Annotated in this window: 13 protein-coding genes; 6 read left to right on the forward strand and 7 right to left on the reverse strand. The window is 41.2% G+C overall.

Annotated elements, in window-relative coordinates; translation table 11 throughout:
• Positions 1–154 precede the first annotated feature (154 nt).
• Complete coding sequence (locus JUI58_RS16835; protein WP_204104961.1) at positions 155–742, forward strand: Uma2 family endonuclease; 588 nt, start codon at positions 155–157, stop codon at positions 740–742.
• Between the two features lie 95 nt (positions 743–837).
• A complete protein-coding gene (locus tag JUI58_RS16840) occupies positions 838–1,476 on the forward strand; it encodes an LON peptidase substrate-binding domain-containing protein (protein WP_204104962.1) in 639 nt (212 codons plus the stop codon).
• Between the two features lie 27 nt (positions 1,477–1,503).
• On the opposite strand, the gene pheA is transcribed toward JUI58_RS16840, so the two are convergent.
• Positions 1,504–2,391 carry a prephenate dehydratase gene (pheA, locus tag JUI58_RS16845; protein WP_204104963.1) on the reverse strand — a complete coding sequence of 296 codons (888 nt, stop codon included), beginning with the start codon at positions 2,389–2,391 and terminating at the stop codon, positions 1,504–1,506.
• A 20-nt stretch (positions 2,392–2,411) separates the two neighbouring features.
• Between pheA and JUI58_RS16850 the strand changes: the two genes are divergently transcribed.
• Positions 2,412–2,906 carry a GNAT family N-acetyltransferase gene (locus JUI58_RS16850; RefSeq protein ID WP_204104964.1) on the forward strand — a complete coding sequence of 165 codons (495 nt, stop codon included), beginning with the start codon at positions 2,412–2,414 and terminating at the stop codon, positions 2,904–2,906.
• Here JUI58_RS16850 and JUI58_RS16855 read toward each other — a convergent pair.
• Both JUI58_RS16855 and JUI58_RS16860 read right to left on the reverse strand, forming a co-directional pair.
• Positions 2,892–4,184 (reverse strand): hybrid sensor histidine kinase/response regulator, encoded by a 1,293-nt coding sequence (locus tag JUI58_RS16855; RefSeq protein ID WP_204104965.1) that lies wholly within the window; start codon positions 4,182–4,184, stop codon positions 2,892–2,894. The two genes, JUI58_RS16850 and JUI58_RS16855, sit on opposite strands and share 15 nt — an antisense overlap.
• A 23-nt stretch (positions 4,185–4,207) precedes the next feature.
• The gene (locus tag JUI58_RS16860) at positions 4,208–4,990 is read right to left on the reverse strand and encodes a YebC/PmpR family DNA-binding transcriptional regulator (RefSeq protein WP_204104966.1); all 783 of its coding nucleotides are present in this window, start codon (positions 4,988–4,990) and stop codon (positions 4,208–4,210) included.
• Positions 4,991–5,227: 237 nt separating this feature from the next.
• Between JUI58_RS16860 and JUI58_RS16865 the strand changes: the two genes are divergently transcribed.
• The 3 genes from JUI58_RS16865 (at position 5,228) to JUI58_RS16875 (ending at position 8,296) form a co-directional block, all read left to right on the forward strand.
• Positions 5,228–6,340, forward strand: a complete 1,113-nt coding sequence (locus JUI58_RS16865) for a TRAP transporter substrate-binding protein (protein ID WP_204104967.1) — start codon at positions 5,228–5,230, stop codon at positions 6,338–6,340.
• An 82-nt stretch (positions 6,341–6,422) separates the two neighbouring features.
• On the forward strand, positions 6,423–6,959 hold the full coding sequence (locus JUI58_RS16870) for a TRAP transporter small permease subunit (protein WP_204104968.1): 537 nt from the start codon (positions 6,423–6,425) through the stop codon (positions 6,957–6,959).
• Between the two features lie 5 nt (positions 6,960–6,964).
• Complete coding sequence (locus JUI58_RS16875) at positions 6,965–8,296, forward strand: TRAP transporter large permease subunit (RefSeq protein ID WP_204104969.1); 1,332 nt, start codon at positions 6,965–6,967, stop codon at positions 8,294–8,296.
• Positions 8,297–8,357: 61 nt separating this feature from the next.
• On the opposite strand, the gene JUI58_RS16880 is transcribed toward JUI58_RS16875, so the two are convergent.
• The 4 genes from JUI58_RS16880 to dndD form a co-directional block, all read right to left on the reverse strand.
• Positions 8,358–8,933 carry a hypothetical protein gene (locus JUI58_RS16880; RefSeq protein WP_204104970.1) on the reverse strand — a complete coding sequence of 192 codons (576 nt, stop codon included), beginning with the start codon at positions 8,931–8,933 and terminating at the stop codon, positions 8,358–8,360.
• 2 nt (positions 8,934–8,935) lie between these two features.
• Positions 8,936–10,204 (reverse strand): ATP-binding protein, encoded by a 1,269-nt coding sequence (locus tag JUI58_RS16885; RefSeq protein WP_204104971.1) that lies wholly within the window; start codon positions 10,202–10,204, stop codon positions 8,936–8,938.
• 21 nt (positions 10,205–10,225) lie between these two features.
• Positions 10,226–12,262, reverse strand: a complete 2,037-nt coding sequence (locus JUI58_RS16890; RefSeq protein WP_204104972.1) for a DICT sensory domain-containing protein — start codon at positions 12,260–12,262, stop codon at positions 10,226–10,228.
• A 148-nt stretch (positions 12,263–12,410) separates the two neighbouring features.
• Entirely contained in the window at positions 12,411–14,408 is a 1,998-nt protein-coding gene (gene dndD, locus JUI58_RS16895; RefSeq protein ID WP_204104973.1) for a DNA sulfur modification protein DndD, read from the reverse strand.
• Between the last annotated feature and the right edge of the window lie 93 nt (positions 14,409–14,501).

Here is a 14,501-nt window from a genome sequence, read left to right on the forward strand (position 1 = left end):
ACAAATATTGCCAGACAATTCACAAAAAAGATGGTTACGTTTATTCAATGTAAAGCCGTCCTATAAGGACGGGGTTTCTACCCAATTTTTCTGATGATTTGGGATACACTTGTTTTAAGATTAAATTAAGTATTGGCAAGCAGGACGAGAAACGATGACTTTTACCGTAGCAAAATCTCTAGAGTGCGATCGCCTTCTGACTTTCTATGAAATCGGCTGGCCGCAATTCCAAAGCATTGAGGCTGCTTTTGAGGATGTCGCAGGTATTCGCTTTATTTACCTTGACGGAATTTTAGAGATTATGACCCTTAGCCCCGAACATGAAGAGTATAAAAAAAACCTAGGGATGTTGTTGGAGACATACCTTCGAGAAAGCGAAATTCGCTTTTATGGTCAAGGTAGTTTCACTCTGGGTGGAGAGGAGTTGCAGGCGAGAAAAGAACCCGATGAGTCCTATAGTATTGGTACGAAAAAAGCAATGCCCGATCTGGCGATCGAAGTTGTTTTAACCAGTGGAGGAATCAATAAACTCAAACTTTATCAACGTCTTGGAGTGGGGGAAGTTTGGTTTTGGGAGGATGGGGTTTTAAGTATTTATATTTTGCGAGAAAAATACGAACGAGTTCAACACAGCGAATTATTACCCGACCTCGATCTCGAATTGCTGCAAAGGTATATCACCTACCACGACCAATATGATGCCATTAGAGAGTTTACCCAAGCCTTGCGCGATCGCCATTGAGAAAGAATTTGCCAAGTGGGAGGAATTCTGCCACAATTCTGCAAACACAATTCGTTAAAGTAAAGAAAGAACGATTGACTTAAACACAATCCCTAATGACCTCTTCCTCCATCGCTGTGCGAGAACTCCCGCTATTTCCACTTCCCGATGTGGTGTTGTTTCCGAGTCGTCCCCTTCCCCTGCATATCTTTGAATTTCGCTATCGGATTATGATGAACACCATTCTCGAGAGCGATCGCCGCTTTGGAGTTCTAATGTTCGATCCGGTACAAGGTGAAATTTCCGGTGTGGGGTGTTGTGCGGAAGTGATTCATTTTCAACGCCTCCCTGACGATCGCATGAAAATTTTAACCCTAGGACAACAGCGCTTTCGCGTTTTAGAATATGTTCGCGAAAAACCCTATCGTGTCGGTTTGGTCGAATGGATCGAAGATGAACCCACTCAAGCAGACTTGCGCCTTATTGCTACAGAAGTCGAGGAATTATTGCGAGATGTGGTGCGCTTGTCGGCAAAACTTACCGATAGCAGCATTGAATTGCCCGAGGATTTGCCCAATTTACCGTTAGAGTTGTCCTATTGGGTCGCAAGTAACCTCTATGGGGTTGCTGCGGAACAACAAATGCTCTTGGAAATGGTAGATACAGCAGAACGTTTAAAGCGGGAAATTGAAATCCTAGCATCTACGCGCAGTCATTTAGCGGCAAGGACGGCTTTAAAGGATGTTTTAAATTGATTCATGGGTAATGCAGGGATGTTAAATTTAATAATTTAATGTCCCTGCATTACTGCTTAATTGGGAAGCAATTTTACCGTCCTTAATGGCATAAAGATCGTAACGTCCAAAAATCTTGAGAACTTCCACATATTGATGTAGTTCGACCAATGCAGCATTGACGCGATCGCGATCGCTTTCCAAATCGATAAAAAAGAGATATTCCCCCAGCGATCGCTTCGTGGGACGAGATTCGATCCGGCTGAGGTTAATATTTTTTTTGGCAAATACTTGTAAGGGTTTCATTAATGCCCCTGGAACATTGGCCGGTACGCTAAAGGCAAGGGAGACATAACCGCCGCTTTCGGCTTTTGGCCAGCCAATGACCCAAAAGCGCGTACAATTACCTCGATAATCATTGATATCCTCGGCAAGAATGGGTAAGTTATAAAGCCTAGCGGCACGTTGGGAGGAAATGGCGGCTCCGGTTGCGTCATCCCCTAAATGTTCGAGGGCTTCTGTGGTAGAATTGCTGGCAATTTGTTGTACTGAGGGTAAATATTGATTCAACCAATTTTGACATTGCGCGAGGGCTTGGGGATGGGAATAAACGGTTTTGATAGACTCTAAAGCCGGAGAGAGGGAAATTAAAGCATTGACAATAGGGAGAACTAATGCTTTTTGAATGTTTAACCCCTCTAATTGCCACAAGGTATCGAGGGTCATGGCAACACTACCATGAATTAGATTCTCCACGGGAACAACGGCGAGATCCGCTTGTTTATTGGCGACTGCGCGTAATGTTTGTGCGATGGTTGGATAGGGACATAAAAATGATTTTTGACCGGTTTCGCGATCGCGCCAATCTGCGTAAGCCAAAGCCGTCGTTTCTGTATATGTTCCCGCAGGTCCTAGGTGAGCAATAGAAATAGTCATTTGAGTTATCCGCAAAAAATATGCAAAATACGACCTATTCATTAAACATCCGTTCGGCGAAACCCGAGGATGTTCCGACGATCTTTAGCTTAATTAAAGCACTTGCCGAGTACGAACGACTATCTCATGAAGTTACGGGTGGTACTGCAGAACTGCACAAGCATTTATTTGGCGATCGCCCCTATATTGAAGCAATTCTGGCAGAATGGGAGGGAGAAATCGTCGGTTTTGCCTTATTTTTCTGCAACTATTCCACCTTTTTAACCCAACCTGGACTCTATCTCGAAGACCTCTTTGTTTTACCCGATTATCGTCGTCGAGGAATTGGCAAAAAGATGTTTCAATATTTAGCTCAATTAGCCATCGATCGCCAGTATGGACGCTTTGAGTGGAGTGTTCTAGACTGGAATGAATCCGCGATCGCTTTTTATAAGAGTATGGGGGCAGTTATTCTTGATGATTGGCGAATTTGTCGGCTAACTGGGGATAATTTGCAGACTCTAACTAGAATTTAGCATATTCTCTGGCTGCATTTCAGGATCGACTGCAATTGATTGAGATAAAGGGAGAGAAATTATTGCAGTTGTGCCACAATTTTCCCCCGCGCTTTCTAATCTAATTGTTCCTCCCATTAACTCCAACCAACTTTTAGCGATAACTAAACCCAAACCCAAACCTTCATAACTTCGAGTTGTTGAACTATCGAGCATCAAAAAGGGTTTAAAAAGCAGAGATTGCCGATCGGATTCAATGCCAATACCAGTATCTTGAATAGTAATGATTGCCCAGTTTTTTTGTGGATCGGCATCAAATTTATGCTGAGTTGTTATGAAAATATCTCCAGATTCAGTAAATTTTATCGCATTATCAATAATATTTAAAAATATCTGTGTGAGTTTCGTCTCATCACCTTGAATAATAAGAGGTTGAGAATCTTCTTGGTAATGTAGAGTCAGATTTTTTTGTTTTAATTGACCCGAGTAAATATCGATCGCAGAACTCAAATATATTCGCAGATCTATTTCTTGTAAATAAACTTGAATTCTTCCTGCCTTTATTTTAGCAATGTCGAGGATACTATTAATTGTTTTGAGAAGATACAATGCTGATTCTTTTGCAATCTTAAGATTATCTCTTTCTTCTTCCTGATTGTCGCAATATCCTTCTAAAATCAACTGTAATGCGCCTAGAATTCCGTTGAGAGGATTGCGGAGTTCGTGAGACATAACCATTAAAAACTCATCTTTTAAGCGATCGATTTCTTGTAAAGCAATATTTTTTTCTTTTAAAGTCTCCAAAAGAGTCTCTTTTTGCCGATTAATTTCTTCTAATTCTAATGTACGTTCCTTGACACGATCTTCTAAAGTTTGATTGAGAAACTTTAAAGATTTATTTGCCTTTTGTAATTTTAATTGATGTTCAACACGCGCTAATACTTCTAATTCTTGAAAAGGTTTAGTAACATAATCTGCCCCTCCCAATTGAAATGCCCGAATTTTATCCATTGATTCGTCAAGAGCGCTAATAAAAATAATCGGAATTTCGCAAAGATCCGGTGATTTTTTGATGCGATCGCAAAACTCATAGCCGTCCATTTCGGGCATTTGAATATCGAGAAGAATCAGATCGGGGGGATTTCTTTTAACTGTTTCTAAAGCACGAGAGCCTCGCAAAAATGTTCGCACGCGGTACTGTTTATCCTGCAAGATAGCCGTGAGAACTCGAATGTTATTGGGGGTATCATCAACAATTAAAATCTCTGGGTTTGAATCCATACTGTCAGTAACATTCATAGTATTTATTCGTGATTTAATGTTTATTGATAATGCACTGATAATTGATAATTATTCATCAATTCGTCAGTCATTTCAAAATTTGCGGTCACATTCTGAACATCGTCTAAAGATTCTAAAGTATCAATTAACTTTAACAGCGATCGCGTTTGTTCGGGATCGTCAACTTCTATAGTATTAGTGGGAATCCAGCGCATTTCCGCTTCTTTGACGGGAAATTCTTTCTCCTGTAAAATTTGCGATAGTAAGTTTAAATTATCAATTTCCGTAAAAACTTCTGCCCCGCAGGTCTCTTCCTCCTCCGTTAATTCATAGGTTTCTGCTCCTCCTTCGAGGGAAACTTCTAATAGCTGTTCTTCCTCAACTTCCCCTTCTAATAATACAACCCCTTTTTGCTCAAACATCCAACTCACGCACCCCGTTTCCCCCAGATTACCACCATTTTTATTAAACGCCGATCGCAGGTCCGCCGCCGTGCGATTGCGATTATCAGTAAAGGCTTCAATTAAAATAGCAATACCCCCAGGACCGTAACCCTCGTAGCGAATTTCTTCAAACTTGGCTTCATCATCCTTATAGGTTCCTGCACCCTTGGCGATCGCGCGATCGATATTATCATTAGGAATTCCCGCCGCCTTCGCCTTCTCGATCGCCGTGCGAAGTTGAAAGTTTCCGGCTGGATCTGGAACTCCACTCCGTGCTGCGACTATAATTGCCCGAGATAATTGGGTAAAGGTCTTGCCTTTTTTAGCATCTACTCGCGCTTTTTGGCGTTTGATATTTGCCCATTTACTATGACCTGCCATAATGCTCAAACCTCCATTTATAAAGGATTGTATCTGTTTTAGTCTTAAATCTCATGTTACGGCTTGTTAGGACAATAAATTAGGACTTACGCATTAACGGGCAAGATGTCCGCACTACCATAGCAATAGAATACGGTACAGGGCAAATGCTTGCGCCCAGCGTCTCGCTCCCTAGCTGCGTAAGTCCTATAAATGTGTTGTAAACTACTGAAGTTTCCTTCATTTTATAAAAAAATAATGAAACGTAGAAATTTTATTACCAATACCGCGATCGGGGCGACAACGGCGGCAACTTTAGCCGCTTGTAGTCCCACTAGCCCCTCCTCAACTGAAGAAAGAGAGAGTAGTTTACCCAAAATAGAATGGCGCATGGCCACCAGTTGGCCCTTATCTCTCGATACCATTTATGGGGGAGCCATCACAACCTGCGATCGCATTAGAGCAATGACCAATGGACGCTTTGACATTACCCCTTATCCCGCAGGAGAACTTGTCGGAGGTTTAGAGGTTTTCGATGCCGTCCAAAATGGGGCGGTAGAATGCGGTCATACGGCGGGTTACTACTATATTGGCAAAAACCCTGCTTTGGCCTTTGGCACCTCGGTTCCCTTTGGTTTAACCGCCCAACAACAGAACGCTTGGCTCTATTATGGGGGAGGTTTAGAGGCGATGCGAAAAATTTACGCTGGTTTTAATATTATCAATTTTCCCGCCGGAAATACGGGGGCGCAGATGGGAGGATGGTTTAAGCGAGAAATCAACACTCCCGACGATCTCAAAGGGTTAAAAATGAGGATTCCCGGTTTAGGGGGGAAAGTGATGGAACGTTTAGGAGTCAACGCCCAATCCTTACCAGGAGGAGAAATTTTTGTTGCCCTCGATCGCGGTGCCATTGATGCAGCAGAATGGGTTGGTCCCTACGATGATGAAAAATTAGGGTTATATAAAGCGGCTAAATTCTATTATTATCCTGGTTGGTGGGAACCGGGTCCAACCTTGGAAGTTTTCGTAAATCAAGAGATGTGGGAAACACTGCCGAAAGAATACCAAGAAATATTGCAAACGGCGACTTATGAAGCCAATATGAATATGCTGGCCAAGTATGACGCACTCAACGGAGATGCACTACAAACGCTACAGGAAGAACATGGGGTGCAATTGAGACAATATTCGGAGGATATTCTTAAGGCTGCACAAAAGGCTGCTTTTGAACTATACGAAGAAAATGCGAGTAGTGATGCCACGTTTAAAGAAGTATACGAACCCTGGAAGCAATTCCGCGATCGCATTTCTGCTTGGAATAGCATCAACGATCTCAGTATTGCTGGTTTTATTGTTAACAATAAATGAAAGGCAACAGGGAACAGGAAAAAAGCAACAATTTGCTCATTAAGATTTCCTGTTTCCCATTTATAATTGCTTATTGAAAAGGATGCAGCAGTTTTTACGGATTTCGCGGGCGATCGATCGGCTTAATACATGGATTGGTCAGCTAACTTATGGGTTAGTTTTAATCATGGTCATTGTTGGGGTTTGGAATGTCATTGCTACCAATTTAGGTCGCTTTTTTGGACAATCTCTAACCTCTAATGCTTTCTTAGAAATACAATGGTATCTTTTTGCGATTATCTTTCTTCTGGGTGCGCCCTATACTCTCCTACAAAATGGTCATGTTCGTGTCGATATTTTTTATAAAGATTGGAGTCGAAAAAGGAAAGCATGGGTAAATTTTTTAGGGGCGCTATTATTGTTGCTGCCTTTTTCTCTTCTCGGTATTTATTTTTCTTATGGAACTGTTATCAATTCATGGAAAATTCTGGAAATGTCACCAGATCCGAGTGGTTTACCTCGCTATCCGATTAAATCTATGATTATTGTTTGTTTTATCCTGTTAATATTGCAGGGAATTTCCGAAGCCATTAAAAATTGGGCAATTATTCAAGAACGCGATCGCATTACGAGAGAGTAAAAAAAATGGGTTTGGATTGGCTAGGTCCGTTAATGTTTGCTGGGGCATTAGTTCTGTTATCTTTTGGCTATCCCGTCGCTTTTTCGCTGGGAGGAGTTGCCATTATTTTTGGCATTATTGGCGTATCAGTTGGGGCATTTAATCCCGCATTAATGAACGCAATGCCTCAGCGTATTTTTACCATTATGTCCAACTATACCTTGTTGGCTATTCCCTATTTTATTTTCCTCGGTTCTATGTTGGAAAAAACGGGAATTGCTGAACGTTTGTTGGAAACAATGGGGATTTTATTCGGGCGACTGCGAGGAGGTTTGGCCTTAGCAGTCGTGCTTGTTGGCGCTTTATTAGCTGCTTCTACAGGAGTTGTTGCTGCAACTGTAGTAGCAATGGGATTAATTTCTCTGCCGATTATGTTGCGCTATGGTTACGATAAGAAACTTGCAACGGGTGTTATTGCAGCATCGGGAACTTTAGGACAAATTATTCCTCCCAGTGTCGTTTTAGTCGTATTAGGCGATCAATTAGGGGTTCCCATTGGAGACTTATTTATTGGCTCTTTAATCCCAGGTCTTTTAATGTCTGGAGCTTTTGCACTTTATGTTATTATTATTGCTTTTATTCAACCTAATATTGCCCCTGCGTTACCTTCTCAAGTGCGAGAAATTGGTGGAAAAGCATTAACAATGCGAGTTATTCAAGTTATGATTCCCCCTTTATTACTAATTGCTTTGGTGTTAGGAAGTATCTTTTTTGGGGTAGCAACACCGACGGAAGCAGGTGCCGTGGGATCTTTAGGTGCGATCGCCTTAGCAATGGTTAATCGTCAATTAAGTTGGTCTGCATTGCGTCAGGTGTGCGATGCTACCCTACGAATTAGCAGCATGGTGATTATGATTTTAATTGGATCTACCGCGTTTAGTTTGGTGTTTCGGGGGTTACATGGCGATCGCTTTATGTTCGATCTTCTCTCTAATTTGCCTGGGGGGACAGTGGGCTTTTTGCTGGTTAATATGTTGGTTGTTTTTATTTTGGGTTTCTTTATTGATTTCTTCGAGATTGCTTTTATTATTATTCCTATTTTTGCCCCCGTTGCAGAAGCATTAGGGTTAGATTTATTATGGTATGGGGTTATTTTGGGGGCGAATTTACAAACTTCTTTTTTAACTCCTCCCTTTGGGTTTGCACTGTTTTATTTACGGGGAGTTGCGCCACCAGAAGTTAAGACAGAAGATATTTATCGCGGTGCTATTCCTTTTATTATCCTTCAGTTGTTTGTTCTTCTATTGATTATTATTTTTCCTAGCTTGGTGACGTTTTTGCCATCTTTGAGTAGTTGAAATCGCGATGATTGTGTATACAGATCAATTGATTTTCATTGCTCCTAATATAGCTAAAAATTTATTGATGCTTTTGTTGTTTCCTAACTGCACGAGCAATCAAAGGTGCTTTTTTCTCTAAAATTTTTAATGGAAGACCATCATCAATAAATAGTCTATACCATTCTTGGCGTTGGCGCACTACTCGTTCATCATCTCGTAAATGTAAACGTTCTAAAGTGAATTCTGCTCTTTTTCGTTCTCGATCGGGAATGCGATCGCTTAATCTTAACTCTAGAGAAGGAAGTACAATCTCAAACCAATTATCTCCCACATCAAATGGATCGAGAATGCGATCGTCTAGATTTTGTTTGCTGCTATTAATCCAACCAGAAGCATAACGATAATTATGCCATTCATAGGCTAACTCGCGATAATTTTTTGTACACAAATAATGATCTACTGTACCAACAGGTTCATACATTGCTGAGTAAGCACAAAGATTATGAAATCCATTAGCTAAATCACTTTTACAGTGTCGCCAATAATTTTTAGGGTCTTTTTTTGGATCCAGATTTTTGGCCAACCATGCGTTTCCTGGTTGTCGAACTTTAGTATCAAAGTCTGAAGGTTTGGGAGGTGGAGTCACGCGAATCATCTTTAATTTTCCTCCATTTTAACAATCCAACGAGGGAAAAAAGGATCGTGTCCAGGAAGAAGTTTAAGTAATTGTTGATGAATATCTTCTTGAGTTTGTAATTGCGAAGAAAACTTATTCATATTATCTCCTCTCATCCATGCTTTAGCGGCTTCGATCGCCTCTTCTGCTTCCCGCGATCGCGCTTGTTTGAGTCCAAAAACCTCTGAGGTTAACCATCCTACCATATCCCCTTGTTTTGACCACAGAACTTCTGTTAAGTTAACTGTCTGTTTAACAAGTTCAAATAGAAAGAGCTTATCTAGATCGCGATCGAATTGAGGTTCAACAGATGCTAGAATCAGAGGAGAATGAGTCGTTACGATCGCTTGCACCTGCATTTGAGATCGCAATTGAGTGCAAACTTTCAAAATAGCGGGTAGAATAGCCCGTTGCCATTTGGGATGTAAATGAGATTCAACTTCATCAATTAATAGAACAATGCGATCGCATGGCTGCTGATTTCGTAATTGTGAAGCCTGAAGATGTTCGTATTGTGTCCAAACTAACAAATAAGCTAATCCTAAAATGCGTTTCATTCCCGCAGACGCATAAATAATAGGAATATTTCCGTAAGGAAGATCGATCGTTGGAATATCTCGAACATCTTCAACAGAAACTCGAGTAGGTTGTCCCGGTTTCATCCACTCTTCTGCATGAGGTGCGAGTTGTTCAATGACCAGAGAAAGCATTTGGAAAAGGCTGCGATCGGGCTGATTTTGCCATTGAATCCAATCTTGAATCAAGCCATTACATAAAACTTTATTCTCTCCCCTTAAGCCATTCCAAAGCGTTTCTGATGTAAAATGATAAGCATCATCCTGTTTTCGAGCCGGATCGAAAAGAGAAAAGCCTCCATCAACGCGACAATACAAAACAATATTTTTTTGATTGAGGGAAGTATTTAGATTCTCCCATTGCTGTGATGAAAAATCAAAAGAACTCTGATAGTCTTCTGCTTTCTCATCATTGCTTAATTGGCAAGTAATTACACTCGGAATTGGATCGGGAGGAAAAGGAGGTAATTGTCCCCAAAGAGGCATTCCATAAGCTCTAGAATGAGGAGAGGCAGGTTGCGATGACCATTTTCCGGTTAAACTCCACCAAGCAATATCAAGCAAAAATGTTTTCCCCAAGCCATTGTCGCCCGTAAAAATGTTTAATCTGGGCGCAAACATTATATCAAACTGAGGTGCAGACCCTACATTTTGTAAATGAAGTTCATTAAGCATTATATTTCTGAGCCATTATTTTTATTTATTTATAGTTCGTCGATTTGTAGTTCTTTTTTTATTTTTTGTCGTTCGCTTTGTAGATTTTGCCGTTGTTTTTTGGGGAGTCGAAGGAGGAAGTTCAAAGATGGGAATCGTAAAATGAAAGCGACTTCCCTTATCTTTTCCTTCCGACTCAGCCCAAATTTCTCCCCCCCAATGTTGGGCGATCTGACGACAAATTGCTAAACCTAAACCGACTCCCCCCACTGTGCGTTGTAAGGATCCTTCTTCCTGATAAAAGCGATCGAAAACTGTCTCTAAACGATTGGGTTCTATCCCTCGTCCCGTATCGGATACAGTCACTTCTAAATGTTCATTTCCATTGGTTTTAACCTCGATTAAAATCTCTCCATCAGCAGCAGTAAACTTGCAGGCATTATCAAGGAGTTTGGCCACAACTTCCACTAACCATTCTCCATCGGTTTTGACTAAGGGTAAATCTTCTTGAATTGCCATACGAATACGAGGCATTTCTTGAGGAGATTTTCTGGCACTATTATTACTAATTCCCAATTCGATACATTCGCTTAGGGAAAGAACTTCAGGATTCCAGTCTACACGACCGCTCTCAAGTTTGGAGAGGGTGAGAAAATCCTGAATTAACTTTCGCATCCGTTCTGCATCACCTAAAGCTGTATCGAGCATCACTTGACGGAGTTCCAAGGGCATATCCGGTTCTGTGGCGAGGCTTTCGAGGCACACTTGAATGGTGGAAAGAGGGGTTCGCAATTCGTGTCCGGTAATGGCGACAAGGTTGGAACTGGTGCGATCTAGGGCTTCTAATTGTTCGTTGAGGTCTTCTAGATGAGAGTATGCCTCCGCTTGAATGAGGGCAACCCCGATTTGATTGGCGATCGCCTCCACTAAGCTAGTTTCTTCTGAACTCCATTCCCCTGACTTCTCCCCACAATAGTGAAGTTCTATCATGCCCAATAAACGACTCTGATAGAGAACGGGCATCAAAAGCCAGGAAACGATCGCGGCTTCTTCGACAACCTTTTGCCAAGCAGAAGCCCCGCGCTCGCTAAAGCGAGGGTCTTTACGAACGTCTTGAATGAAGATAGATTCTTGGGTTTCGATGACGCTTTGAAAGAACAGATTTTGCTCTAGCGGCCATTGTTTTCCTTTCAAGGAGACAATATTAGGACTGGGGAAATCATGGTCAATGGTGGCGGTTTCATCGCTACTGCTGCAACGATAAACGAGGGAACGACAGGCTCCCAATGTTTGCCCCAATTGCTCCACCGCAACTTGTAGAATAATATCGGGGTCTAGCGATCGCCGGATCGCTGCGGTCATTAAGTGAATAGAACGCTCTCTTCGTTCTTGTGCCTCCATTTTTCGATAGGCTTTAATTAGTTTATGTTGCCCGACTTGTAAATAGTTGACGAGACGATTAACAAAAGGATCGGGGCTAGTTGCGTCAAGTTCTGGAGGAGAAGAACGGATTTTGTGTTGGTGTTGGAGATAGCGTTTTTTCGCCTTTTCAATCTTTTGGGTTAACTCTGGACGATAAATGGCGATGCGATCGAGTAATAATTCCGCAGCTTGAGTTGTAATAGAGCGATTTGAGGTCCATATTCCTTCAAAACGTCGGCTTGAGTCCATTGCCGATCCGGGGTTTTCTTCTGCGATCGGGGTGCGTTCTCGACAGATCAAGCAGTTGGCATAATTATCGCCTAAAACCAGTAAGTGCCATTCATAAACGAGAGCATCTGTTGCTGGGAATGCAATAGTTTCGTATTCTCCTGAATGATTTTTAAAGTCAGTTTCGGGTACTGCTAAAACGTAGACTTGCTGGCTTTTTTTGGCGATGCGACGATAGCGATGAGCTTCTTGACGATAAAAGCGTTCTTGCTGAAAAGTGGCGATAACGAGGGGGGTATCGCTACTCGCAAGAACGCGGTCTTCCATTGCATGAGAGAGGGCAACGAGGGAAGATTTAAAGTACATCTGCGATCGCCAGTCTGGTAGATCGTGCAGCAATTCTGTCAGAACAGAGGTCTGAATGCTCATTGGCAATAGGGGCATTTGGGTTCGCAGGATGCGTTCCCGATCTTGTCGTTAGGTTGGGGTTTTGCTGACTCTAACATTTTTCGTTATCTTTTCAGTAATAATTGCGCCGATTTAACCCTTGTCGGAAACATAAATTAATAATTGTTCATTATTGGGCTGTGTTGTCCCAAAAGTATCCTTTCTCAATGGTGGTTTGGCATAATTCGGAATCATATTTAAGGTAATACGATCGCGCGATCGCTTCCTGTTCTTGTAATTTTTTATATTCTGCTTGACCAATTTCTGTATCCGTCGAAAGGAGGATGACTTGGGAGGAGGCATAGGGAAAGTATCGTTCGACTAAATTGGCACGGTGGGATGAATCTAAACGCCCTAAAGGTGTATCAATGGCGATGGGAAGATTGCGTCCAGAAATTTTTGCGAGTCCCCAGAGAAAGGCGATCGCGAGGAGTTGTTTTTCTCCTGCTGATAAACGGTGTTTGGGAACTTCTTTGCCTTTGGGATCGTAGAGAGATAGTTTAAAAGTATCCGTATCAATGGTGACGATATGAACGAGATCGGATTTGTGGAGGAGATGGCGGAAATATTGCGTTACTTCTGTTTCTAATTTGTTTAGTTTTTTTAAGGTTAATTTTTCTCGAAATAGTTTTAAGGTTTGCTTGACTTTAGCGATGGATTGAAGAATATGTTCTTGGTTTTTGCGATCGATAGTTTCTCGACTATAGTTTTCTAATTTTTCTTTGATGGTTTCGATTTGGCGATCGAGTTCTTCGGTTTTTTGTTTTTTTGCTTCGGATTCTGCTTTGAGTTGAATAACATAATTGAGAGCAATTTTTCGTTCTTCTTCTAGTTGTGTATAAGTTTCTGGAGAAGGGGCTGTTTGTAGTTGTTGTTCGAGGGAAATGATTTTTTCTTCTAGATCCTGTAGGCGATCGCAATCTTTTTGTGTGCCTTGAATTTCTTGGGGGAGTCGATCCTGAATTAATACTTCTAAGGTATTTAATGTTTCCCGATCTGCACCTAGATATGTTTGTATTTCTCCTTTCTCTTCAGTTGCAAAACTTTGATTTTCTTGCGCTAAAAAACTCTTGACTTTCTCTAACTTTTCTGGTACAAGAGATATATCTTGCAGATAATTTAAAAGGCGATCGTCTCGTTCTAAAATAATTTCTTTGGCATTATGTGCCAGACTTTTTTTTAATTCTTGTTCTCCTTTCTCTTTGGCTGTGGTTAACAGAGGATAAATTAGAGATAAAGGTAGACTATTTGCAGCGCGATCGCGCAAATTTAAGCGTTCGATTTCTACCTCTTTCTTCAATTTGTCTATTTCAACGTTAATTCTATTGCGCTGAGAGGCAATTTCTCCTCCTTGGGTAAGAAACTTATCATCAGCGCGATCGTGTTCGCGTTCTGCTGCTCTAATTTTAATACCTAAATTGTCTATTTCTTCTTTGATTTTCTCTTTTTTTACTTGTAATTTAACAATCTGGCTTTCTAATTCTTCTAAATCTTTTAATTCTTTTTGTGTTGCTAATTCTTTGCGCTTGCGATGGGCTAAAGTATCCAAATCTGAGGATAATCTTTTTGCTAATTCCAATCCTAATAAAGATTGAATTGCCTCCACAACTTGAGGGGGAGGAGAATCTAGTTCTGCTAATTCTTTTACTTGTTCCCCATCAAATAAAAATAAATTAGAGATACCAATGGGTAAAATATATTCAACTCGTTCATCCCATGTTTTTGTAATGGTTTCATCTAGCCATGTATCGGTAATAATCTCTAGAGAATCTCTACCATTTTTTGGATTCTTTGTCCAGCGCCGACGAATGCGAAAAAGAACAGGTTTATTATCTTTAATATGATCGAAAGCAAGTTCTATTTTTGTTTCTTCTGTGCCTTTTGCATTACGATTTATACATTGTTCGAGAAAGTTTTGATAGCTTAGGTTTCCTCGGGTCGAACATTGTGCGCGTTGTCCGTAAAAAGCAAGACGAATGGCATCCATTAAGGTCGTTTTTCCGCCTCCATTCATTCCTCCTAACAAGATAATCGGATAATATTCTCCCTGGTTTTCCGGAGACAAATCGATAACTTGACGACCATAATAAGGTCCAAAATTTTCTAGAACTAATTCGCGAAATATCATCAGAAACCCCCGTGGAGACCCCCACCATATCTGAAAGATTGGTGGTGGGAGGAAACGGGGCGTATATTTTGAGGGTTCGATACCCTCGAAATA

This window comes from Spirulina sp. CCY15215, from assembly GCF_016888125.1.
Classification (GTDB): domain Bacteria; phylum Cyanobacteriota; class Cyanobacteriia; order Cyanobacteriales; family Spirulinaceae; genus CCY15215.